Raw genomic sequence first — 22,685 nt, forward strand, 5'->3', positions numbered from 1 at the left:
TGCCGGACGTGTCGAGAGCTCCGACTGTCGAGGGGCGTGCGGTCGCAGTTCGTTCTGGCCGGTCAGACTTCGGCTGGGTCGCGGTGGGAGAACGTTGCCCAGCCGTGGGCGACTCCGACGCTGGAGGTGAACACGATCGGCCTCTGCGATCTGCTCAGAAGTCGATGAACACGCGAGGGTCTGCGCTCAGCGGAATTCATTGCAGCGGAGGCAATATGACTCAGTCTCTGGCACTGCACGCCGTTACCTTTTCGCCCGCGTCATCGACGCAACGGGGTATTTCAGAGGGCGCGCCGCACGCAGCGTAGCAGCGCCGTTGTGACAAAACGGGCAACTGAGTTCAACAGGCCAGGTAAATGGCTACTTCCGCCAGGAGTTTCCGGAACGCTCAACTCAAGCGAAGATCGGACATGCCGAGCAGTGTTGTTACCTGGTCGGCGGGCATCGGGTAGTGGAAGTGCCAGCCCTGGGCGGTGTCGCAGCCGAGGTCGCGGAGTTGGTCGGCTTGGTGGCGGGTCTCGACGCACTCGGCGGTGACGGTGAAGCCGAGGGCGTGGGTGAGGTCGATGATCGTTTCCAGCAGGAGCAGGTCGGTCGGGCTCGCGGTGTCCGGGGTGCGGATGCGCTGGATGAAGGGGCCCGCGAGTTTGACCACGTGCAACGGAAGTTGGCCGAGGTAGGCGAGATTGGAGTAGCCGGTGCCGAAATCGTCGATGGCGATTCGCACACCGGCGTCGGCGAGGGTGTGCAGCGCGCGCAGCGGCCGGCCGGTGGTTTGCATGAACGCCCGCTCGGTCAGCTCCAGTTGCAGCAGGCTCGCGTCCATGCCGGTGTCCGCGATGACGTGTTGGACGTGCTCGAGCCAGGCCGGATCGGCCACTTCGGCGGCCGAGACGTTGACGCTGACGGTCGGAGTGTGCGGATAGCGGTCGTGCCACTCGCGGCTTGCCCGGCAGGCGGTCTCCAGTACCACGGCGCCAAGCGCGCCGATGTGACCGTTGTCCTCGGCGATATCGACGAACCGGGCCGGGCTGAGGATGCCGAGATCCGGATGCCGCCAGCGCACCAACGCTTCCACCGCCACCGTCTGCCCGTTCGCGAGGGAGACGATCGGCTGATAGTCGAGGTAGAACTCGCCGTGCCGCAGCGCGGACGGCATGGCCGCCGACAGTTCGGCGCTGGTGTGTTCGTGGCGGCCGCGGTCGGCGTCGAAGATCGCGTACCGGCCGCGGCCCGCCGCCTTGGCCCAGTACATGCTGGTGTCGGCGGCCTGCAGGAACTCGCCCGTGGACAGGCGGTCGGCGCGTTCCTCCATCACGCCGATGCTCGCCGTGACGGTCAGCTGGTGCTCGTGGACGTAGAAGGGTTGCGCCAACGCGTGCAACACCGTCCGTGCCACGTCGGCCATTTCCTCGACACCGGTGGAATGCGGGATGAGCACGACGAATTCGTCGCCACCCATGCGCGCGACCAGCTGGTCGGTCCGCGAGACGCAGGCGTTGAGCCGGGCGGCGACCTGCGCGAGCAGTTCGTCACCGACCGCGTGCCCGAAGGTGTCGTTGACGGTTTTGAAGTGGTCGAGATCGATGTAGCAGAGCCCGACCCGCACGCAGTCGGCGAAGGCGGCGCCGAGGGCGTCGAAGAAGCGGGATCGGTTCGGCAGTCCGGTCAGCTGGTCGTGATGCGCGCGGTACTGCAACCGTTCGCGCAGGGCGCGGCGCTCGGAGACGTCCTCGACCAGCACCAGCGTGTACTGCGGCCGGCCATGCTCGTCGCGGATGAGCGAGACATTGATGTGGGTCCACACCGTGCCGCCGTCGCGGTGCCGGTAGGCCTTCTCCAACTGCACGTTGTCGTATTTGCCCGCGAGCACCCCGGCGTACTTCTGCCACATGTCGGGACCGTCGTCGGGGTGGGTCAGATCGGTGACCGACAGCGAGCACATCTCCTCGGGCCGATAGCCGAGCATGGCCGCGAATGCGTTGTTCACCTCGATGATTCGGCCGGTCATATCCGAAAGCCCGGTGCCGATCCCGGCCTGGGAGAACACCGCGCGCAACCGCGCCTCGCTGGCCCGAAGTTGCTGCTCGACCACGCGACGGGCGGCGATGTCGGCGGCACGGACGCTCTCCTGCTCGGCAAGCAACCAGGCGCGGAAGGCGCGCAGATACCCGGTGGCGAAGGCGGACAGCAACTCCGTCGCGCGCTCGGCGTGGATCGCGCCGGGTCCGACGAGATAGGCGTTGAGTACGGCGAGGCTGCGGCCGAGCACCTCGTCGCCGACGAAATGCGATCGGGCAAGCTCGCCACCGAGCGCGGCGACTCGATCGGCGGGGTCCGCGCTGGCGGCTGCGTCGACGAATTCCCTGGCCAGATCGGTCAGCAAACTGCGGGTTTCGGCACGGCTCATGGGCACCACATGGTTGCGCGGCCCGCCACCGAGTGCGGCCGCCCATTGCCCGGCCAGTTCCGCGTGCGGCCCGCCAGGATCTGAACCGCTCCCGGCATCCCACGCCATAAGCTCTGATGGTAGTCCGATTTGCGGGTATCCGCCCAACTGCGGCCGCTCGCGAACCCCGCTACGATGGCGATGCTTTCGTCGCTGGCATGCGATGATTCGAGAAGGGTTGGCGTTCGATGACCAGACCGAGTTGGGCACCCGAGGGTATCGATCTGGATCGGCCGAGCGCCTCCCGCGTGTACGACTATTTCGTTGGCGGCATGCACAACTTCGAGATCGATCGGATGTTGGCGCGCCAGATCGAGGAGTTCACCCCTGGCGTCGGGGAGACCATGCGCGCCAACCGCGATTTGCTGCGTCGATGCGTGCGTTTCCTGGTCGACCAGGGCATCTATCAGTTCCTCGATATCGGCTCCGGCATCCCGACCGTCGGCAATGTGCACGAGGTCGCCCAGGCGGTAAACCCTGCGGCGCGTGTGGTTTACGTCGATATCGACCCGGTCGCGGTCGCGCACAGCCGCGCCATCCTCGACGGAAATCCCGCCGCCACCGTCGTCCAAGCCGACATCGGCAACCCCGACACCATTCTGTCCGACCCGCGGGTGGCACAGCTGCTCGACTTCGACAAGCCGGTGGCCGTGCTGATGCTCGGCGTGCTGCATTTCGTGGCCGATGACGCCGATCCGGTCGGGTGTGTCGCCCGGCTGCGGGACGCGATCGCCCCCGGCAGTTACCTCGCGATCACCCATGCGACGGCCGACGGGCAACCCGAGGAAGTCCTGGAGGCGCAAAAGCTTTCCGGCCGTACGTCTACCGAGATCGTGTTGCGTGCCAAGCCGGAGATCGCGGAGTTCTTCCAGGGGTGGACGTTGCTCGAACCCGGGCTGGTGCCGCTGCCGCTGTGGCGGCCCGACAATCCAGCCGATGTGGGTGACAATCCTGAGCGCTCCGGTGCTTACGGTGGGGTCGCTCGTAAGGGTTGAGTGTGGTCGATGTTGGTCGGAATCGCCTCGCCGGGAATGAATTCTAGGAAGGTTCAGGGATCGACTTTCGATCGAAGCCGACGGGGAGATAGCGTCGAAGATGATCTATCCACGCGGTGATGATCGAATGGAAGCGTGAGGTTTCGCTGGTGCGGGCAGTTCGGCGCCGACGTGCTTGCTTGCGGGCAGCCGATCCGCCTGGCCGCGTCTCCCCGCGCGGCTTTGTTCGCCTTGGATGGGTAACCGCCCGCGCCTTCAATTGATCGATGATCTCGTTGTCGAACTTGTCCGGTTTCCATTGGGCGGTCAGCGCACTCACGGCCTCGCGCAACTTCACGGGGTCTTTGGTCAGCTCAACCAGCGCCTGATGGAAGGTCTCCATCTCGTCTGCCATCTCTTGGACATTGCCGAGTTTGGTTCCCACCGGTACCGGGGGAACCGGGGCGTAGTCGCTGGGGATATAGATCGCACCGGGCGTGGTCCACGGGTCGCGCTTGCTCATTGCCGTACTCCTTGTCGCCTGCGCCTATATCTGCTTCTGTGATTCGGTGCGGCGAGCCTGTTGGATGTTCGCTGGAGGGTCTGCCGAGCTCCGATGTGATCCACATCACCTTGAAGACTTCCTACCATGCTACTGATCGGTAACAAGTCTACCTCGGCTTTTTGGTTATCAGATGGTCGGTTAAGGGGCCTGATCGTCATGGAGATCAGATCGTCTTGCTCGAGTTGTAGTGAATCCATCGGATCGTGAACGTGCCGACCGAAGCTGTGGCCAGGACGGCGGTGATCGCGAACGACGGGTACCACAAGCCAGCCGAATAGCTCTCGGTTGTTGCCTGAATGGCGAAGGCGAAAATGTTGGCGGCTGCCATGATGGCGGTGCCGAACGTGAGCCACATACCGGCAGGTGAGACGAACAGGCTGCGTCCGACTGCGTCGACAAAGAATACGGCCATGGCCGCGAGGGTTGCCGGTAGGGCAATGATCGCAACGGCAACGTCGGTGTGGATATGCTCCGACAGTATTCTCATCAGCACATAGGTGACGAGTAGCAGTGATACCGAAGCGATCATGGCGAATAGTTCGGTGCCAGCCGGACGCTCTCGTATGCGAATGCGTACGCAGAACTCGATCGGACGGAGCCCATTAGTCGCGGCCGCTTCGTCCGCGTCGTCTTGATCGTTCATGATTCGCCTGTCGGGATGTCTTCTATTTCTGTGACCGCGTTCCCATCGGCGTCGCGAAACAGCCTGCCGAGGTGACGTCCGTATACATGGGCGCTCGCCCGTGAGTTCGTCGGCTTGCGAAGGTATGGGTTGTTCACGGAGAGTGGGTGGTATGGATTGACGAGCACCGACCGTCGCTCTTCCTCTGTCAACGCGGCGTCACCTTCCTTTTCCACCTGGAAATGCGCTTGCTGGATATATGATCCAGCCTCCTGCACGCTGATATCCATGTGATAGCTCTTGGCATGGCGAGCACTGGCCATCGACAATCTGAGGAATCCATTGGATATCTTGGTCCAGGCCTGAACCTTGCGCGTGAAGCGAGTTCCCTCGTCTTTTCGTGGCGGGCAGAAGAGGTTCGCGGTCGGCTGGCTGTATGCATAGCTGAAGTTCATGTACTCGGCCGGGACGCACTGCACGATGATCACATAGTGTGTTATGCCGATCTTCGCGATTCGCAGCAGCTTACTTCGTTGACTCCGGTCAGCGGGAGAGTTGTCCTCGCCTGGTGAGGTATTGAGGATCTCTTCGAGTTGCTCGATATATGCCGCTGCGGCACATGATTTATGGGGCCGTTTGGCCGCCCTGGCCTTTGTCGAGCCTGCTGCTTTCGCGAACCGGCCGCCGACCGCGCTGAGACCTGTCGCGGATGTGGCGATCCAGCCGACCATCTTGATGAATTCACGTTGCCGGTCATCGTCCCACTCTTTATATGTCTCCTTCAAATCGAATACCGTTGAGTAGAGGTGCATCAAAACCGCAACGTAGGCCGCCATGGCCCCGCCGCCGTAGGACAACGCGACCACGTTGTCGTCGGTCTGGGATCGGATCGACATCCGCTCGTACATCCGCCCCTTCTCCTGCTGCGCAAGCGGAATGAGAATCTTCTGGTCGGCCTCGCTGTGGATCAGGCCTCTGAACGCAGGCCGTCGCCGAACGCTGGGGGCGGAGGCGGCGGCCACCGAATAGTTCGGACCGATGCTCGGTAGGTGATGCCTGGCGACGAACAAATACAACTGAACGGATCGCTTGGTGACCCGTCGGCCGACCTCCACGCTCTCGCTCGACCGGTGTACATATGTGTTCGGCTCGGCCAGCATGTCCGCTAGCAATGCGATGACGGCAGTGCCGTAGTGTGCGCTGAACGTCGATGCTTCGGCTATCAACGTATCCAGCAGTTGTCGCTTCTCGCCTTCGTTTTTATTTCCCTGCGACGAAATAAACGTCTGAATAGTCTCATCGGCTGGATCGGTGAGTTTGATCCGCAAAATTAACCACGCGACGGCGATAGATACCAAGATCAGGATAATGAAGCACCTTGCACTCACGTTATCCCATAGAAACTTGTGGAAACCGGATGCGATCACCAGCACCGCAAGGAGCGGCAATCCGACCGCGGTGAGACAGTTGCTGATCCCACGTGCGTGGTCCCTGGGATGCGCGACGATATCCTCGGCCTTGTTGTGTAGTTTTCCGACGAACCGTCGGAACCAACGCGCCCGCGCTCGCCAGCTGATCGGGCTCGGCTCGCCTCGGCGAAACAAGCCGATTTCAGAATATAGGGTGATCATTCGGCGACCTCACAATTGGACAGGCGCCTCGGTCTGAGATGATCTGCGGAAGACACTGGCATTTGATCTTTCGAATTTCTGCAATAGTAACAATCAAGCAACAGTCGGATCGGCGCGCCCGTTGCCGGAGTATCGATTATTCTCCCCGGGCGTTACTCGAATGTCTTGCGGCACGGCAAATCGGCGTCGGTCGATCAAGCTATACAGGATACGATTCCGGTTTCAGCCGAACGTTCGACTGACATACGTCGGAAGTTTTACGGTTGCTGTAACTCAGGCGATCGCGGTGCGCAGCGCGAACCAACCGGTCGCGGGGTCGGCAAACCCGTGATACATCAGCCGGATGCGCTGGTCGACCGCGAAATGGCGGTAGACGGCGAGCATGGCGCGGCGCATCGCCTCTTCTTGGAAGTCCTCGGTGCGGCGGAATCCGACGGGGCGTTCGGGGAGTAGGGCGAGGCGGGTCATTTCGGCGGGGTCGTCGACGTCGAGGCCGACGGGGGCGGTGTCGGTGATGTGCCGGTCGTGCAGGATGGTGCGGATCTGGCCGGGGTCGGGCCGACCGGACAGGAACGCCCGGAATTCGGTGTGCAGCAGCGGGCTTGGGTGGGCAACGGCCGAGTCGGTCTGCACCAGCGCGACCAGGTCGGCGTCCGGGGTCGGCACGGAAGTGTCGGCGGTGAGCGGTGCCTGTTCGAGCAGATGCAGGATGCTGCCGCCGGGAATCAGCGGCTCGGGGGCGAGGAACAGTGTGACGGTGGGGCAGGTGCAGCCCCGGCCGAGCAGGCAGATCTTCAGGTGCGATGGATCGGGCATCCTGCCTCCTCCATGAACGGGCCGAATGCTTCGGCCCTGGGCGGATCGAGACTTCGAGATATGCCGATCGCTGAGTTGCCGTGGCGCTCCGACGGTCGACCGTGCCGCAGTTTCTCAGTGTAGGAGCCGGGCCTGCCTGCGTATATAGCCACAGCGGGCCGGTTTTGCGCGGGTCGGCCGCAGCGCACCGGGAAGTGGAAGTAGGTCTTCGGGAACGGTTCGTCCGTCAGGGGGAAGTGCTGCCATTCCTCGGCGAGGTTGGTGAAGCCGTGTGCTGCCATCAGCTCGGACAGCAGCGTGCTGACGGCGCGCTGGATCCCGACGGCCGGGTTGGCGGTGTGCGCCGCGGGGTCGAAGCAGTCGTAGCCGGTGGGGTAGAACTCCTTCTTCACCTTCACATCGCCGAGATCCTTTGCCCACGTGACGAATTGGTCGACGGCGCGCTGCTGACCTCGGCGGGTGTGCTGCGGTATGGTTACCGTCGTGATGAAGAGAATCGAGTCCCATCCCGCCCGGTGAGTGCAGTTCACGAGCGCAGTGCGCTCGAGCACCCGGTTTCCCTGATCGAACATATCGAGCGGCCGCATTGTCCGTTGACATCGCTCGCCGACGCGCTCATAGCCGACGGCCGAGATGAACAGGTCTGGGACCAAGCCGTCGCCCTACTGCTGTGCATGATCTCTGCCAGCGACCGGACCGATCGCTATGTCGACGCCCGGCGTCTGCTCGCCCTCGTCGCCGCCGAAACCGCCCGGATAGCACCATCTTCGAGTCGATGCGCCGACCTCGCCGCACTCGTCGTCGACCTGCGCACCGGTGCCGCGGCGTGCCTCGACTGGGCCGAATACGAGCGCGAAGCCGTGCTGCACCGGTTCCTGTCGGTCCTTCGATCACCACGATGGCTGCGGACACTGGAACCCGCCCCCGGCTACGTCGAGCCGTTCCACTCACGCCGAACGAGGTGGGTCCGCGATGTCCTCGACCGGCGACATGAAGCCATGGGCCGCAACCGCTTCGAGATCCATGTCGTCATACCCGTCGCGCCGGGACCATCGGTCTACCGCAGTGCGACGACCAGGATCTTGCTCGACGGCCGCCCGATCATCGCCGACCTCTTCCCGATGGGATCGGGGGAGGAGCCGGAGAATCTGCTGCGCCGCACGGGATTACGGGCCAGCGACCAGCCGCGCAGGGTGAAGCTGGCCGAGGCATACTGCACCGAAGGGTGTTGCGGCGCACTGTATGTCACGATCGTGCGCGAGGGTGACCAGGTGGTCTGGCGGGACTGGGAGATGCCAGGCGACCCATCACCCGAATTCCGCTTTCCCGCAGCCGAATACGACCTGGAGGTGGCGGGGGCCGAATACGACCTCGCCGAGTCGTACCACGAAATGTAGGTCCACGGCCCGAGCGCTGCGGCCCTGCGCCCGCCGAGCGCGCAGGGCCGCAGCGCTGATCCCGGCCGGTGCTCAGCGGTCACCGCACCATCGATTTCGTGGGTCGGGTTCCGAAGCAGGACTGTTTCGGCGGATACTGGGGCGGTGACGCTGGGTGAAGAGGTCGCACCGGAGGCGGTGAGCGCGATGGAGGACACCATCGGCATCGACGCCTGCGCCGAGCCGGGCTGGTTCCGATTCTGGTTCGCCGACCAGCGGTGGGAATGGTCCGACGAACTCGCCGCGATGTACGGCTACCAGCCGGGGACGGTGGAACCGACGACCGACCTGCTGTTGTCCCACAAACACCCCGATGACCGGGAGCATGTCGCGAGCTGCATCGCCGCGTCGGTGGAGACCGGGCAGCCGTTCTGCGGTCGGCACCGGATCGTCGACGCCGAGGGCGAGACGCGCGAGGTGGTCGTCGTTGGCGACCTCATCATCGACGGGGACGGCACGGCGATCGGGACGTCCGGCTACTACGTCGACGTGAGCGAACGGCTCGAGGAGCAACGCCAGGAAGTCATGGAAGAGATCCTCCCTGAGGTCATCGAGGCGCGCGCGGTGATCGAGCAGGCCAAGGGCGCGCTGATCCTCGCCTACGGCGTGAACGCGGAGCAGGCGTTCCGGGTGCTGCGCTGGCGCTCGCAGGAGACCAACACCAAGCTGCGCGACCTGGCCGCGCAATTCGTGCAAGAGCTCAGGATGCTCAACAAGGAGACGGCCGGGTTCCGCACCCGCTTCGATCACCTGCTGCTGACCGTGCACGAACGCGTCGACGGCTCCTGATTCACCGGTAGGCGGGCATCCCGCCGGTAGCCAAGGCGAGCAGCAGCGGCAACGCCACGAGCGTCAGACACGTGACGGCATTGGTCCACTTGTAGGCGACCACGATCGCGACGAACTCGCGCAGGATCGCACTCGGCAGATAGTAGAAGGCGGTACGCGCGCCGGTCACCTCGGCGTCCAGCTTCAGCCTGCGGGCCAGGATCGCCGTGCGCAGGATGTGAAAGTTGCTGGTAACCAACACCATGCGAGTGGTTGTTCCGCGCTCGCCGAGCAGCCGCTTGATGAAAAGCAGGTTCTCCCGCGTCGTTGTCGAGCGTTCCTCCCTTGCCACGCTCTCGTCGGGAATGCCGCGCGCCCGCAGATAGTCCGCCATCGCGGCGGCCTCCGACACCGCCTCGTCGGAGCCCTTGCCGCCGCTGGTGATGATCACCGGGCGGCGGCCCTCGGCCAGTTCCGCCCAGTAGATCTGGATCGCCCGGTCCAGTCGGCTCGCAAGCAGTGGCGGCACCCGCGCACCGACCAGGCCCGAACCGTGCACGACGATCGCGTCCATCCCCGGCCGGTACGGCAGCCACCCGTAGAGCAGCGAATACAACACGAAGCTGGCGAACACGAACCCGAAGTAGCTCACCGCCATGGCCAGCGACGCCAGCAGGACCGAGCGCAGGCTGCCGGTCGCGATGGCGACGCCGAGCAGCACGTAGGGCACGAGCAGAACCAGGCCGGGCCCGATCGAGAGCAGGTTCGCGATCCGCAGTCCCTCGCGGCGCACCATCTGCATGCCGTTGGCGATCAACAGCCCGGCCAGCACGAGCACCACCAGCGGTGACAACACCACCAGCAGGCCGATCAGCACGAGCGTCAGACTCGCGTTGTCGCCCGAGCCGATCGCCCACGCGACGAGGACCGCGACGCCTAGGAGGAGATAGATTCCGTTGCTCAGCCGCCGCCGGTCCAGGTGGAACCGCAGTGCGAAGACACCTAACAGAACCAGGCCGACAGTGAGCAGGATCACCCGCGCACGGTAGCGGGCGCGCGGCGCCGGTTCGCATCGGGGCCCGGGTTGTCGCATGGCCCGCTGAGGGATTGTCCGATACGTCCCAACAGGTTTCGCGCCGCTTCCGGCTCGGATCGGCGGGGATCAGCGCTGGTCAAAGGCTCAAGAGTTGGGCTTGCGGGTGTGTGCGATGTGCAGCAGGTAGTCGACCTCGGCGCGTAGTTCCGGCGGCGCGAGGTCCAGTGCGGGGAGTTCGGCGATCAATTGCGCGGCGAGTGCCCGAAGTTTGACGTTGGTCGCTTGGGATCGGCGGCGAAGCATGCTGAACGCCTGCTCGGCGTCGACGCCGTAGACCAGCATCAACGCGCCCTTGGCCTGCTCGATGACCGCCCGGGCCGCCAGTAGTTCCGGTGATGCGCGCCCGAGGGACGGTTGGCCGCGTTCCTCGAATACATCGCTCATACCGAGGGACTACCCAGCGAACCGATTGTTATGGGGCAGTTGGCAAACGTTCATGTCAAGGGCCAGAACTGGTCGGTCCGCTACGGATTGATGCGGTCAAGTAGCCAGCCGGGTCCGACGGTCGCCGCGCCGAGATCCTCGACGCGCCCGCGCAATTCGCGATCCGCCGTCACCACGGTGATCGATCGCGCGCCGTCCTGCCCGGCGGCGGCGGCCACCACATCGACGATCGCGTCGTCACCCGAACCATCCGCCAGCACCACCCGCACGCCCTCGACAGCTGGATCCGCTGCCTTCGCCTTCCCCTCGAGCACGACGGCCACCTCGGCGGGCTGCTCCAGATGTGCCGCCAACGTCGTGAGCTGCTCGAGCAATCTCCGCGCCGCGCCGACACGATCGCGCCACCAGCCATTAGGCCTCGACCCGACAACATTCGCGGCATCCACCACGATCAGCTGAACCCCGTCACCCGTCACGCGCCCAGTCTCCTCTCGACCACGCCAGCACGACCTGATTGCGACAGGAGCCAGCTGAAAAGCCTCGCCAGCGCGCCCGCACTGACCGCTCGCCTGCTCAGTCGACCACCAGCACGAGCTTCCCGCGAACGTGTCCGTCCTCGCTGACGCGGTGTGCCTGCGCGACCTCGGCGAGTGGGAAGGTCTGCGCGACCGGGAGCGAGAAGCGACCGGACTCGATCAACTCGCCGATCTCGGCGAGCACGTGCAGCGCACGACCGGAGTCGCCGCGGCTGAACCGCACACCGTGCGCCTGCGCGCCATCGAAGTCGGCGATCGTCACGACGTGCTCCGGGCCGCCCGCGAGTTCGATGAGCTCGGGCAGGACGCCGCTTCCGGCCACATCGAGCGCGAGGTCGACGCCGTCGGGCGCCAGGGCGCGAACCCGCTCGACGAGGCCGGCGCCGTAGGCAACGGGCTCGGCCCCCAGCGAGCGAAGGTACTCGTGGTTTGCCGTACTCGCGGTGCCGATCACGCGCGCACCGCGCGCAACGGCGAACTGAACCGCGGCGCTACCGATGCTGCCGGAGGCGCCGCTGATGAGCAGCGTGCTCCCACTCTTGACGCCGAGCTGATCGAGCGCGCGCGTGGCCGTCTCGATGGCGGCGGGCAGCGCGGCAGCGCCGGGGAAGTCGAGTGACGGCGGGATCGGCGCGTAGTGGGACAGCACAACCAGCTCGGCCTGGGCCGCCGGTTCGGCGGAGACACCGAACACGCGATCGCCGACGGCCACGTCCGTAACGCCCGCACCGAGCTCGTCGACGACGCCCGCCGCTTCGTGGCCGAGGGTCTGCGGGAGAAGCTCATCCATCAGGCCCTTGCGCTTCTTCCAGTCGCTCGCGTTGACCCCTGCCGCGCGCACCGCGATCCGGACCTGGCCTTGCCCCGGATGCGGGTCGGGGAGATCGACGATCTCGAGGACCTCCGGGCCGCCGAACTCGGTGAAACGGACTGCCTTCATCGATCGCTCTGCGCTTGCTGCGGAGTGGAAATCGTCTGTCCCGATTCGTCGAGAGCGTCGTGCAGGTTCTTGATGACGCTGCGGGCGAGCGCGTAATTGCCTACCCCGCCGACCACGGCGCCGATACCGGCGGGAATCACCTTGCCGAAGGCGAGCGCGCCGCGTTTGACGATGAACTGCACGACGAACCGCTTGACCGGGGAGTCGTTCATGCGCCTGATGATCGGAAGTTTGTTGGCCAGCTTGGTATCCCACTGCTTGGCCGAGCGTCCCGCCGCCCCGAGCGACTCGGTGCCCGCCTGGCCGAGCACGACCGCCGAAACGAGCGGTGGGTGCGGGGCCGTGGCCTTACTGCCCGAAACCTCGGTCGCACCAACGGCATACACCGTCGAGGCCTCAAGGAAGAACAGCGTGTCCGCCCCGGCCGCGGCCAATCCGACCAGGGTGCCGACGCCAGGTACCGCCGCACTCAGCCCGACGACCACGCCGCTCGCGGTCACCGCGACCGAGTAATGCCGCCCGAGCCGCTCGACGAGCTGATCGGGCGACTCGCTCGGATGCCTGCCGCGAACGAATCCCGTGTACTTGCCGACCAGCGGTGCCTGCACCCGCGCCGACTTGTCGATCAACGAGACGACACCCTGATCGAGGAACTTCCGCAGCATTCCTAACAGCCCTTCCAGTTGGCTATCCATCGCGACAACAGTTGTCGAGTACCCAGTAGACCGTCGAGCCTACGGCCGTCACGTCGCGTCACCGGTGACGACTCGGCGGCTCGGCGCTGTGAAACGCTTTCGTTCCGCGCAGTATGCACGAGAAATACTGTGTCCCAAGCCTGAACAACGACGGCAACCATTCGGCAAAGCGGTGACACAGTCCTGGATTCGAGCTATCGTCAGAATTGCACGAGAAGATCGTCGTATTGCTCCGAACTGCTGGCCAACGGTCGAGGGAGAGCGCGATGGACTCAGTGATTGCCGAGCAGGTTTCAGATAAGACTCTGCCGCTCGACCCGTTTCAACGTGCTTTTCTCGCCTACGAGGCAACGCACCCGCCCATGTCCTTCGGCATCGGCGGGATACTTCTCATGGAAGGCACCCCGCCTGCCGTGGACGAGGTGCGTGAGTTGTTCCGGCGACAATTGCACCTCCTACCGCAGTTGGGCTGCCGACTGAGCGACGGTCCGTTGAGCCGAGCGGTCTGGGAGCCACAGCGCGACATCGATCTCAGGACCCTTATCGGCGAACGACTAACGGGCCCAGGCGGTTTGCGAGGCACCGTCGATGAACTGATCCGTCGACCATTCGACCATTCCCAGCCGCTGTGGCGAGTGTGGTTGGTGCACGGCTATGCCGCTGACGAATTCGCGCTGATCTATCTCGGCCATCACGCCCTGCACGACGGTATGTCGGTCGCCACGACGATCATGTCGACCTTCGCCGACGGTGCCAGCGTCAAGGAATCGAAGCCGCGGATTCCGCGGCCGCGCGCCGATGCGGGAGCGAAATCGTCGCTGCTGAAGACGGTGGCGCACAGTATCAGCGCCTGCCGTCCCCTCGCTCGCCCGCTGCCGGGGTCAACGGATTTCGGCGAACGCACGATCCACTGGGGCCACACCAGCCTGGACCAGCTGCGCGAGATCGGCCATCAGCACAACACCACCGCGAACAACGTGTACCTCGCCGCGATGACACACGTACTACGGGAGTGGCCAGCGTCGCCCTGGCACATGCTGCGCGACAAGGGCAAGCCGGTCTGGGCGATCGTGCCGCTCAGTATCGGCAGCGAGCAGGGAAAGCTCAGCCAGCGTTCGGTCGGTTTCCGGGTCCCGCTACCTTGCGACGATCCGGACCCGCTGTCCCGCCTCGCCGCGCTCGACGCCCGCTTGTCGCCGGATACCCTTGGGACGCAACGCAGTACGGCACAGTCGATGATCAAGGGTATGCCGTACCGACTGTTCCTACCCTGGGTGTATCACCATTTCAGTGACCGATTCGCCCACCTGATCGCCACCAATGTTCCCGGCTGCACCCATGAGGCGACCGTGCTCGGCCGCCGTATCGCGGCAACCGTCCCGATCGGTTTTCTGCCAGCTCGGCACCGCCTGGGCGCCGCGATGACCAGTTACCGGGACCTCGCGGTCGTTTCCTTCCTCACCGACTCGCGACTGCCCGGAGCCGAGGCGCTTCCCGATATGTGGCTCGATGCGGTAGCCGAGCTGAAGTAGCGATAGTTCAGGTCCGCCCGGCTTCACTGGGTGGTATTCATCTGCACATCCGCGTTGTCCTGACATACGCCGTGCTCGCTTGCCGATTTCGTGGTTCGGCTATTGAGCTGGTCGAGAAACTTCTGCACGCAAGCACCCTCCATGCGCTGCCCGAGAGCGTTGGGATGCAGTGCTTCGCTGGCCAATCCGGGCTGGGCCAGCTGATCGACCGGAACCTGTCGCATCCATTCTTGATCCTGGGTGATTCCGGCCGCGCATATCTCATGTCCCGCATACATCTTGGCCACGTCGAGGAGGTGGATCGGCAGCTTGCTATCCTTCGCGGCCGCGGCTACCGCATGCTCGATTTTGCCGTTGATGTCCTTGCTGATGCCCGCGAATTTCGCGAAGTCCTTGTCGAAGAACGGGCATCCCCCGTCCTGCCACCTGCTGAGCAAATCCTGTTCGTACGGTCCCCTCAGCTTCGTATCGTCAGCGGGCAGCGGGCTCGGATAGTTCAGCACAACGAGCTGGGCGTCCGGTGCGAGCGGGGTGATCGCCTCCTTGACGAGGGTCTCGTACACATTCTCGAGTTTGTTCTCCAAACCCGACAGCTTCGGATTCGCGCTGCATACCTGATTCTTGTCGGACTCCTTGAGTCCCTTCAGGTAATCCTGGTACTTCTCGCCTTCGCTCCGCCCGATCGGCGTCGGCCCGATGATCTGCTTCCAGACCGCGAATTTCTTTATGCACGCCTCGGCGACCCCGCTGACATCGGCGTCATTTCCCCCGACGGAGAGCACGACATACTTTATGCCCGGGTTCAGCTTTTCCTTCAGCTGGTCGATTTGCGGCTTCTCGCCCTTCCACGACTCGGTCAGTACATGCTTGATCTCCGCTCCACCGCAGGCGATATTGACCTTGTTGCGTGCGAGGTCGAGCAGTTCTAACTTCTCATAGGGGTAGATCACGGCAACATCGGAGCGATGGCACCCGCCCGCGTTTCCCGGGGGCGTAACCGGATAATCCCAGGTGCTGCCATACGTTGGGAGAACGCCCCGATCTATCGCGTTGGGCCCGTTCCCCTCCCATCGGCCGCCTTCGCCCGACGCGTAGGAGTCGCCCATCAGAATGGCGTGGGCCTGATCGCCTTGCTGGACTTGGGTTTTGGCATGCGTGAGGTTCGGCTGGGCCGAAGCCGGAAGTGCGACAACGCTGCTCAACGCCGCCGATACCGCGATGGGGATCCACCAGCGCGATCGCCTCTGAAGACGCACGAACACTCTCCTTGTCGGTACAGGTTCCTGGCCAGCGAACACAGCGTGTCGGGCAGCAGGGCGGGTCGCTTACAGAGCAGTATTCGATGCGGCTGCCGGTGTGGATCGGTGTGAAAGGATCTCATCTCATGCCCACAGAGTTTGATTTTCTCGACTCGGCGACATGGACAGGCCAGATCTTCAGCGACGGTTGGCGTGCGGCACAGGCGACCGTTCCGGTGATCGAACCGGCCACCGGGTCCGAGATCGGCCGCGCGGGTGCGGCCCTGGTCGACGACGTCGCCGCGGCGGCGCGATCCGCCGCCACGAACCAACGTGCCTGGGCTGCCCTGCCGTACACCGAGCGAGCCGCCGTGCTGCGTCGGGCGGGCGATCTGTTCCACGAGCATGCCGCTGATCTGCAGCACTGGCTGATCCGCGAGGCGGGATCGGTGCCGGGGAAGGCGGCGGTGGAGGTGGAAGCGGCGGCGCAGGAATCCTTCGAGGCGGCCGCGTTGGCCTCGACGCCGCCTGGATCGGTGTTGCCCACCGAGTACGACCGGCTGTCGATGAGCCGCCGCGTACCGGTGGGGGTCGTCGGGGTGATCGCGCCGTTCAACTTCCCGCTCACCCTCGCCATCCGCTCGGTCGCCCCCGCCCTTGCCCTCGGCAATGCCGTGCTGCTCAAGCCGGATCCGCGCACCGCGGTTTCCGGCGGTGTGGTGCTCGCGCGGATCTTCGAGGCGGCCGGGCTGCCCGAGGGGCTGCTGCATGTGCTGCCGGGTGGTGCCGAGATCGGAGAGGCGATGATCGTCGATCCGTTTGTGCCGGTGATCTCGTTCACGGGATCGACGGCGGTCGGTCGCCGGGTCGGCGAGTTGGCCGCCCGTCACCTCAAGCGGGCGCATCTGGAACTCGGCGGCAATTCGGCGTTGATCGTCCTCGACGACGCGGATCTCGATGCGGCCGTTGGGCTCGGCGCGTGGGGAGCATTCCTGCACTCGGGTCAGATCTGCATGGCGACGGGCCGTCATCTGGTGCACGAAAGCCTGGTCGAGGACTATGTCGCGCGCCTCGCCGCCAAGGCCGACGCGCTCCCGGTGGGCGATCCGGCCACCGAACAGGTCGCCCTCGGGCCGGTCATCGACGCCGGACAACGCGACAAGATCCACCAGTTCGTGACGTCCGCGGTCGACGCGGGGGCCGAGCTGGTGGCCGGCGGGAAGTATCGCGAACTGTTCTATCGCCCCACTGTGCTCAGCGGAGTATCGGAGACGATGCCGGTCTACGCGCAGGAGGTGTTCGGTCCGGTCGCTCCCGTGCTGTCGTTCCGTAGCGAGGACGAGGCCGTGCGACTCGCGACAGGCAATGACTACGGACTGAGTCTCGGTATCGTCACCGCCGACGCGGCACGCGGACTCGAGCTCGCTGACCGGATCCCCACCGGGATAGTGCACATCAACGATCAGACCGTCGGTGGTGAAGCGGTCGCGCCCTTCGGTGGCTTCGGCGCGTCGGGCACCGGTAGCCGCTTCGGCGGCATTGCCGCGAACCTCGAGGCGTTCACCGAAACCCGGTGGATCACTATGCAGCGCAAGCCCGCGACCTACCCGTTCTGAGCAGCGCGGTCAGACCAACAGGGTTCTGGCCTCGCCCGCCGTGACGATCGACCCGGTGATGAGCACGCCGCCATCGGGTGTCCGGCAAAGCTGCCGCGCGGCCGCGATCGCGCGGTCGAGTGTCGCTTCGGTGTGCACGCGCTGCGGACCGAACACCTGCGTGGCGAGGTCGGCGAGGTCGGCGGCGGGTAGTGCGCGGGCGCTGGCGTTAACGCTGACGACGATGCTGTCCAACACCGGCTCCAGCGCGCGCAGAATGCCCGCGACATCCTTGTCGCCCATGATGGCGACGACACCGACGAAGTGGATGCCGGGAAACGCGTCGGCCAGCGCTCGCGCGGTAGTGCGCGCTCCGGCCGGGTTGTGCGCGGCGTCCAGCACGGTCAATGGTGCCGAGCCGACCACCTCCAGCCGACCGGGTGAGGTCACCGACGCGATCCCCGCGCGAACGAGGTCGAGGTCGAGGTCTTTTTCCGGCCGGAGAAAAGCCTCGGCGGCGGCCAAGGCGACCGCGGCATTCTGCGCCTGGTGCGGGCCGTGCAACGGCAGTTCCAGCTTGCTGAACGTGTTGCCGGACGGCAGCCGCACGTCGATTACCTGCCCGAAGTCGGTGGGGGTTCGGGCCGCGACGGCGAAATCCGTGTCCTCCCACCATGCGGTCGCGCCGACCTCGGCCGCCCGAGCGGCCAGCACGGGGCGCACCTCATCGAGCTGGCGGGCGATCACGACGGTGCTGTTCGGTTTGATGATCCCGGCCTTCTCCGCGGCGATCTCGGCGGGGGTGGAGCCCAAGAACTTCTGATGATCCAGATCGATCGGGGTGATCACCGAGACCACCGAATCCACGACGTTCGTGGCATCCCACGCGCCGCCGAGCCCGACCTCGATGATCCCGACGTCGATCCGCGCTTCCGCGAGAGCCGCGAACACCACACCCATGAACGCCTCGAAGTAGGACATCGTGAGCGGTTGCGTGCGATCGACCTGCTCGATGAACGGCTGCACCCGGCGGTAGGTCTGTACGAAACGTTCGGCCGAGAGCGGCTGACCATCGATGGTGACCCGCTCGGTCAGTGACTGCAGGTGCGGGCTGGTGAAACCGCCCGTCGTCAAACCGTGCGCCCGAAGCACCGCCTCGGTGATCCTGCTGGTGGACGTCTTCCCGTTCGTCCCGGTCAGATGCACGACCGGGTAGGCCCGGTGGGTGCCGCCCATCAGATCGGTGAGGGCGCTGACTCGATCGAGACTCGGTTGCGGCGCGGATTCCGGCACGCGGGACAACAGCTCCTGCTCGATGTCGAGAAGCTCTCGATACCAATCTGTTTCGGTCGCCATGTCCAATGACGATAATGGTTGGCGCGAGGGGGAGCACGGCCGTGACGTGAGGGTTAGCACACATCCGATCGGAACGGCACCGCTGGCAAGTAGTGCTCCCACCACTGCCGGGTCAAGGTAGCCCGCGCCGCCGCGCACATGCCCGCGACCGCGGTGCCAGGGTCAAGGTCCCAGGAATAAGCGCCCCCGTTCTGGCCCACCGCCACCAGGCTGCGGCCGTCGGGCGCGAATTGCAGATTCCATCGAGTCGGCCGGACCGGCACGATCGAACGCCCGATGGCACTGACGTCGTCCGAATCCTCGGTGTCCCACAGCTGGATTCCGGCGTTGTTGCTGGCCGCCGCCAGCATTCGACCGTCGGGACTGAACGTCACGGAGGATATCTCCGAGGGTGCTCCGGTCGGCGCCAGCGCGGACTGCCGTCGCGGACGCGCCGGATCGGCGAGATCGAACAGTTGAATCGAACCGTCCTGGCTGCCCGCGGCAAGCAGGCGGCCATCGTGGCCGAACGCGAGGGCACTGATCGCGGGGAAGCCGACCGTCAAGGGTTCCCCGAGTTGCTTGGGGTGGGCCGGGTCGCTGACGTCCCACAGCCACACTCGGCCGTCGGCTGTTCCGGCGGCCAGCATGTGGTCGTCCGCGTCGAAGATCGTGGTGGTGATCCAGCTGCTGCCCTCGGCGGTCACCTTGCCGAGCGGGACCGGTCGGCTCAGATCGGTGAGATCCCAGATGGTCATCGACTGATCGGTGTCGCTGGCGACCAGATGCCGGCCGCCGTTGTCGAAGGCGAGGCCGGTGAAGTATTTGCTCTGGGTCGGCAGGATCGCGCCGGGCGTGCGTGCGCGTGCCGCGTCGGCCAGGTCCCAGACGGTGATGTTGCCGCTGCCGGACGCGGCCTCGGCCAGCACCGATCCGCGTGGGTTCACGGCCATGGTCAGGATGGGGCTGTTGCCAGGGATGGGGTACTGATCGCGACGCCACTGCGCCGACCCGTTCGGGCTGTCCCATGTCACGACACCCGCCTCGCGAGATTTCATGGCGAGGTGTAATCCATTGGGGCTGATCGCGGCCATCGCGACCCCGGCCTGCTGGTCCGCGATGTGCGCCTTGGGCAGCGACCAGATGCGCACCATGCCGTCTTGGTTCCCGGAAGCCAGGGTGCCCCGAACCGGATCGAAGGACACGCTGTTGACACCGCTGTTGTCGGCCAGCGGTTCCGCCGCGGGAATCGGTGCCGCCGGGTTGGCCACGTCCCAGATGCTGATCGTGCCGTCCCAGCTGCCCACCGCGAGCCGGGCGCCATCCGGGGCGAAGGCCACCGACCAGACCGGGCCCGTCTGGTTGGTCAACGCCGGACCGACCGGCACGGGTGTCGCGGGAGTTGTTACGTCCCAGAGCTTTACGGTGTGATCGTCGCTTCCGGCGGCCAGCAGGCGGCTGTCCGGGCTGAACGCCACCGAATGGCTGATGTCGGTGAATCCGGTCAGCGGCGGCCCGAGCGAGGTAGGAGCCATGGGGTCGGTCACGTCCCACAGGCTGATCGTGGTGTCATTGCCGCCCGCGGCCAGGAGACGGCCGTCGGGGCTGAACGCCAGAGTGCGCACCGCGTTCTTGGCGCCGCTGATCACTCGGGACAACGTCGGATGATCGCTGATACTCCACAACCGGATGGTCGAATCCCGGCAGGCGAGGGCCAATATCGGCAGCCGCGGGTGGAAGGCGACGGTGAAGATCGAACTGCAGCCCGCGTCGATCGGCGCGCCAACCTGGCGCGGATGCTCCGGATCGGACACGTTCCACAGGTAGATCACGCCGCTCTCGGTACCGGCCGCCAGGAATTGGCCGTCCTTGGAGAACGCGACCGAACTGACCCACCCCTGCTGGGTGGGCAACGACGCACCGAGCGGACGGTAGTCGGCGGGATCGGTGGTGTCCCATAGTCGTACGGTGCTGTCGTTGCTTGCCGAAGCCAGGACTTGCCCGTTCGGGCTGTGCGCGACCATGTACACGGCACCGGTATGCCCGGGCAGCGACGCGGCCATCGGGTAGTTCTGCGCGGCAAGCATGCGCGAATACACCTGCGGATCCTTGGGGCGCAGTTGGTTGGCGACCAGGATCAGCTTCGCGGCCAGGTTGGGGTCGTTGGCCCGGACATCGTCGGCTTGGGCAAGCAGCGAGGTGAATACCGCGTTGTCCCGTTGCTCCGCCGAAATGCGGGCCTGCCGAACGGCATACGTCGCCGAGGTGGTCGCGATGACCATCAGGATCGCGAGCGCCGCGATGGCGGCCACCTTGAGTCTGTTGACCCACTGCCGTTGGTGTTGCGAAGCGGACAGGAACTCACTCGACAGTCCCGCCAGATGCTGCCGGGAGCGCGCCGCTTCGCTCCACTCGACGGCTTGGCCGAGGCGATGGCCGGTGTAGAGCAGCTGCTTGTCCCGCCCGGCCGAATCCCATTCCTTCGCAGCCTCTTCCACGCGTTGCCGCACGATGTTGCCGCTGCGGTTCACATCGATGAGTTTGCGTAGCCGGTCCCAGGAGGTGATCACAGCTTCGTGCGTGAACTCGACCAGCTCCGCGTCGATCGTCACCAGCCGCGCATCAGTGAACACCTCCAACGCCGCGCGGGTGGCCCGCGGGTCGCTGGAATGACCGATGAGTTCATCGATGGGAACGCGACGGCGGGTGTCCGCGGCATCGTCGCCGACATGGACCAGCCGTAACAGAAGATCTTCTGCCACAACCTTGCTCGCGTCGTCGAGCCGTGCCCATGCCTGCTCGCCGGTGACGGTGACCGCGCCGGAGATACCGCCTGCGCTCCGATAACCCTTGACCGTCAGCCGAACTCCGTTTTCCCGCTGCCGCCAGGTGGTGGCGAGGACGTGCGACAGCAGCGGCATCGAGGCGGGTGTGGCCAGTGACTGTTTGGTCCCGCTGACCGCGCCGAAGTCGTGCAGGATCATGTCGACCAGCGCGGGTTCCACCCGTAGTCCGGCGGATCGGGCGGGGGACAAGATCACGTCACGGAGTTCGCCGAGATTCATCGGCCGCAGGACCATGGCCCGCCGCTGGACCGAATCCGCGAGTTCTGGATATGCGAGGCAATACGAGTAGAAGTCGGCGCGCACACCGACCACGACGGCACAGCGGGCGGTCGAGTCGCCGGGTGCCGGAGTAGATGCCGCCGCCAGTGCCGTGATGAAGGCGGCGCGTTCGTCCTCGTCGGTGCAGAGCGTGAAGATTTCCTCGAGCTGGTCGACCACGATCAGGACGCGGTCCGTCGCATCGAGGGCCTGCTGGATCCGGTCGCCGAGCGCCGCGAGCGGATGTCTGCCCGGTACGAGCAGGATGGTCGACCACGTTTCCCCTGGGTCGAGCCGCAGCAGACCTCGGTGGGCCGCCGGTACCAATCCTGCTCGCAGCAATGAGGATTTGCCCGCGCCGGAGGCTGCGATCAAGCTGACGATCGTGCCGTCGGAGGACTGTGACAGGGCAGCTCTGGTCACCGCGACCAGCTCGGAAATGTGCTTACTCCGGCCGAAGAACCGGTCGCTGTCCTCGATCTCGTAGGGGGCGAGACCCAAATAAGGACACGTCGACTGCGTCGGCGCGGCGGTGTCGGCCGGTTTGCCGTTGTCCCCGTCGCCGGACGTCGCGGCGCGCGCCTGCTCCCACAGCTGCGACCACCACCGCATTTCGTACATCCCGGGCCGCGGCGCGGGGACGGATTTACTCAGGGCGTGCTTGACGAGGACTTCGAGCACCAGCTGGAAAGCATCGAACCGGGCCGGAACGCGGCGTCCGTTGCGCCACTCGCTGATTCGGGGCCCGGTCACCTTGATCGGAACCGCCCCTTGGTACCTGCGCCGTTGGACTTCCGATACCTCGGCGGCCAGCCGGGCCAGCGGCGGTTCACCGGCGGCCGTGTACAGCTGCGCGAAGGATTCGGCCAGGACCTCACGCGGGTTGGCGCCTGCGGTCTTGGTTTCCTCGATATCCACCGGCGCACCGTACCTCCCGTTCGTTTCCGAAACACGAAAACGTGGGTCTAC

General features: G+C 65.4%; 19 protein-coding genes. 5 read left to right on the plus strand and 14 right to left on the minus strand.

Annotation, left to right across the window (positions count from 1 at the left end; all coding sequences use genetic code 11):
* Positions 1–388: 388 nt before the first annotated feature.
* A complete protein-coding gene (locus tag OG203_RS35640; protein WP_405161599.1) occupies positions 389–2,518 on the minus strand; it encodes a putative bifunctional diguanylate cyclase/phosphodiesterase in 2,130 nt (709 codons plus the stop codon).
* 119 nt (positions 2,519–2,637) lie between these two features.
* On the opposite strand from OG203_RS35640, the gene OG203_RS35645 reads away from it, so the two are divergent.
* Positions 2,638–3,444, plus strand: coding sequence for an SAM-dependent methyltransferase (locus OG203_RS35645; protein WP_405161600.1), 807 nt, complete (start codon positions 2,638–2,640; stop codon positions 3,442–3,444).
* Positions 3,445–3,487: 43 nt separating this feature from the next.
* Here the strand turns inward: OG203_RS35645 and OG203_RS35650 are convergent, their stop codons facing one another.
* The 5 genes from OG203_RS35650 to OG203_RS35670 form a co-directional block, all read right to left on the minus strand.
* A complete protein-coding gene (locus tag OG203_RS35650; protein WP_405161601.1) occupies positions 3,488–3,946 on the minus strand; it encodes a hypothetical protein in 459 nt (152 codons plus the stop codon).
* A 205-nt stretch (positions 3,947–4,151) separates the two neighbouring features.
* On the minus strand, positions 4,152–4,517 hold the full coding sequence (locus OG203_RS35655) for a hypothetical protein (RefSeq protein WP_405161602.1): 366 nt from the start codon (positions 4,515–4,517) through the stop codon (positions 4,152–4,154).
* A gap of 110 nt (positions 4,518–4,627) precedes the next feature.
* Positions 4,628–6,241 (minus strand): hypothetical protein, encoded by a 1,614-nt coding sequence (locus tag OG203_RS35660; RefSeq protein WP_405161603.1) that lies wholly within the window; start codon positions 6,239–6,241, stop codon positions 4,628–4,630.
* A 273-nt stretch (positions 6,242–6,514) separates the two neighbouring features.
* Positions 6,515–7,057 carry a hypothetical protein gene (locus tag OG203_RS35665; RefSeq protein WP_405161604.1) on the minus strand — a complete coding sequence of 181 codons (543 nt, stop codon included), beginning with the start codon at positions 7,055–7,057 and terminating at the stop codon, positions 6,515–6,517.
* Complete coding sequence (locus OG203_RS35670; RefSeq protein WP_405161605.1) at positions 7,036–7,587, minus strand: hypothetical protein; 552 nt, start codon at positions 7,585–7,587, stop codon at positions 7,036–7,038. Before OG203_RS35670 ends, OG203_RS35665 begins: the two co-directional genes overlap by 22 nt.
* Here OG203_RS35670 and OG203_RS35675 point away from each other — a divergent pair.
* Together OG203_RS35675 and OG203_RS35680 are read left to right on the plus strand one after the other, a co-directional pair.
* Positions 7,573–8,454 carry a hypothetical protein gene (locus tag OG203_RS35675; RefSeq protein ID WP_405161606.1) on the plus strand — a complete coding sequence of 294 codons (882 nt, stop codon included), beginning with the start codon at positions 7,573–7,575 and terminating at the stop codon, positions 8,452–8,454. The two genes, OG203_RS35670 and OG203_RS35675, sit on opposite strands and share 15 nt — an antisense overlap.
* A 144-nt stretch (positions 8,455–8,598) precedes the next feature.
* Entirely contained in the window at positions 8,599–9,282 is a 684-nt protein-coding gene (locus tag OG203_RS35680) for a PAS and ANTAR domain-containing protein (protein WP_405161607.1), read from the plus strand.
* Position 9,283: 1 nt separating this feature from the next.
* Here OG203_RS35680 and OG203_RS35685 read toward each other — a convergent pair whose 3' ends face one another.
* The 5 genes from OG203_RS35685 to OG203_RS35705 all read right to left on the minus strand — a co-directional run bounded on the left by OG203_RS35685 (position 9,284) and on the right by OG203_RS35705 (position 12,912).
* Positions 9,284–10,297 carry a YdcF family protein gene (locus tag OG203_RS35685; RefSeq protein WP_405161608.1) on the minus strand — a complete coding sequence of 338 codons (1,014 nt, stop codon included), beginning with the start codon at positions 10,295–10,297 and terminating at the stop codon, positions 9,284–9,286.
* A 144-nt stretch (positions 10,298–10,441) separates the two neighbouring features.
* Positions 10,442–10,741, minus strand: a complete 300-nt coding sequence (locus OG203_RS35690; protein ID WP_405161609.1) for an ANTAR domain-containing protein — start codon at positions 10,739–10,741, stop codon at positions 10,442–10,444.
* Between the two features lie 80 nt (positions 10,742–10,821).
* A complete protein-coding gene (locus OG203_RS35695) occupies positions 10,822–11,217 on the minus strand; it encodes a hypothetical protein (protein WP_405161610.1) in 396 nt (131 codons plus the stop codon).
* 97 nt (positions 11,218–11,314) lie between these two features.
* Complete coding sequence (locus OG203_RS35700) at positions 11,315–12,217, minus strand: NADP-dependent oxidoreductase (RefSeq protein ID WP_405161611.1); 903 nt, start codon at positions 12,215–12,217, stop codon at positions 11,315–11,317.
* Complete coding sequence (locus OG203_RS35705; protein WP_405161612.1) at positions 12,214–12,912, minus strand: hypothetical protein; 699 nt, start codon at positions 12,910–12,912, stop codon at positions 12,214–12,216. The genes OG203_RS35700 and OG203_RS35705 overlap by 4 nt, the downstream gene beginning before the upstream one ends.
* Positions 12,913–13,178: 266 nt before the next feature.
* On the opposite strand from OG203_RS35705, the gene OG203_RS35710 reads away from it, so the two are divergent.
* Positions 13,179–14,444, plus strand: a complete 1,266-nt coding sequence (locus tag OG203_RS35710) for a wax ester/triacylglycerol synthase domain-containing protein (protein WP_405161613.1) — start codon at positions 13,179–13,181, stop codon at positions 14,442–14,444.
* 23 nt (positions 14,445–14,467) lie between these two features.
* On the opposite strand, the gene OG203_RS35715 is transcribed toward OG203_RS35710, so the two are convergent.
* Positions 14,468–15,706, minus strand: coding sequence for an SGNH/GDSL hydrolase family protein (locus OG203_RS35715; RefSeq protein ID WP_405161614.1), 1,239 nt, complete (start codon positions 15,704–15,706; stop codon positions 14,468–14,470).
* A gap of 122 nt (positions 15,707–15,828) precedes the next feature.
* Between OG203_RS35715 and OG203_RS35720 the strand changes: the two genes are divergently transcribed.
* Complete coding sequence (locus tag OG203_RS35720; RefSeq protein ID WP_405161615.1) at positions 15,829–17,298, plus strand: benzaldehyde dehydrogenase; 1,470 nt, start codon at positions 15,829–15,831, stop codon at positions 17,296–17,298.
* 9 nt (positions 17,299–17,307) lie between these two features.
* Here OG203_RS35720 and OG203_RS35725 read toward each other — a convergent pair whose 3' ends face one another.
* On the minus strand, positions 17,308–18,633 hold the full coding sequence (locus OG203_RS35725; protein WP_405161616.1) for a bifunctional folylpolyglutamate synthase/dihydrofolate synthase: 1,326 nt from the start codon (positions 18,631–18,633) through the stop codon (positions 17,308–17,310).
* Positions 18,634–18,686: 53 nt separating this feature from the next.
* Positions 18,687–22,634: a hypothetical protein gene (locus OG203_RS35730; RefSeq protein WP_405161617.1), complete on the minus strand. Its 3,948-nt coding sequence runs from the start codon at positions 22,632–22,634 to the stop codon at positions 18,687–18,689.
* Positions 22,635–22,685 lie beyond the last annotated feature (51 nt).

Origin of the sequence: Nocardia sp. NBC_01499 (assembly GCF_045040275.1) — a bacterium.
In the GTDB taxonomy this organism is placed as follows: Bacteria; Actinomycetota; Actinomycetes; order Mycobacteriales; family Mycobacteriaceae; genus Nocardia.

Coding starts and splice junctions, on each gene's coding strand:
- OG203_RS35640 (WP_405161599.1), bottom strand. CDS start 2,518: ATGGCGTGGGATGCCGGGAGCGGTTCAGATCCTGGCGGGCCGCACGCG.
- OG203_RS35645 (WP_405161600.1), top strand. CDS start 2,638: ATGACCAGACCGAGTTGGGCACCCGAGGGTATCGATCTGGATCGGCCG.
- OG203_RS35650 (WP_405161601.1), bottom strand. CDS start 3,946: ATGAGCAAGCGCGACCCGTGGACCACGCCCGGTGCGATCTATATCCCC.
- OG203_RS35655 (WP_405161602.1), bottom strand. CDS start 4,517: ATGATCGCTTCGGTATCACTGCTACTCGTCACCTATGTGCTGATGAGA.
- OG203_RS35660 (WP_405161603.1), bottom strand. CDS start 6,241: ATGATCACCCTATATTCTGAAATCGGCTTGTTTCGCCGAGGCGAGCCG.
- OG203_RS35665 (WP_405161604.1), bottom strand. CDS start 7,057: ATGCCCGATCCATCGCACCTGAAGATCTGCCTGCTCGGCCGGGGCTGC.
- OG203_RS35690 (WP_405161609.1), bottom strand. CDS start 10,741: ATGAGCGATGTATTCGAGGAACGCGGCCAACCGTCCCTCGGGCGCGCA.
- OG203_RS35700 (WP_405161611.1), bottom strand. CDS start 12,217: ATGAAGGCAGTCCGTTTCACCGAGTTCGGCGGCCCGGAGGTCCTCGAG.
- OG203_RS35705 (WP_405161612.1), bottom strand. CDS start 12,912: ATGGATAGCCAACTGGAAGGGCTGTTAGGAATGCTGCGGAAGTTCCTC.
- OG203_RS35710 (WP_405161613.1), top strand. CDS start 13,179: ATGGACTCAGTGATTGCCGAGCAGGTTTCAGATAAGACTCTGCCGCTC.
- OG203_RS35720 (WP_405161615.1), top strand. CDS start 15,829: ATGCCCACAGAGTTTGATTTTCTCGACTCGGCGACATGGACAGGCCAG.
- OG203_RS35725 (WP_405161616.1), bottom strand. CDS start 18,633: ATGGCGACCGAAACAGATTGGTATCGAGAGCTTCTCGACATCGAGCAG.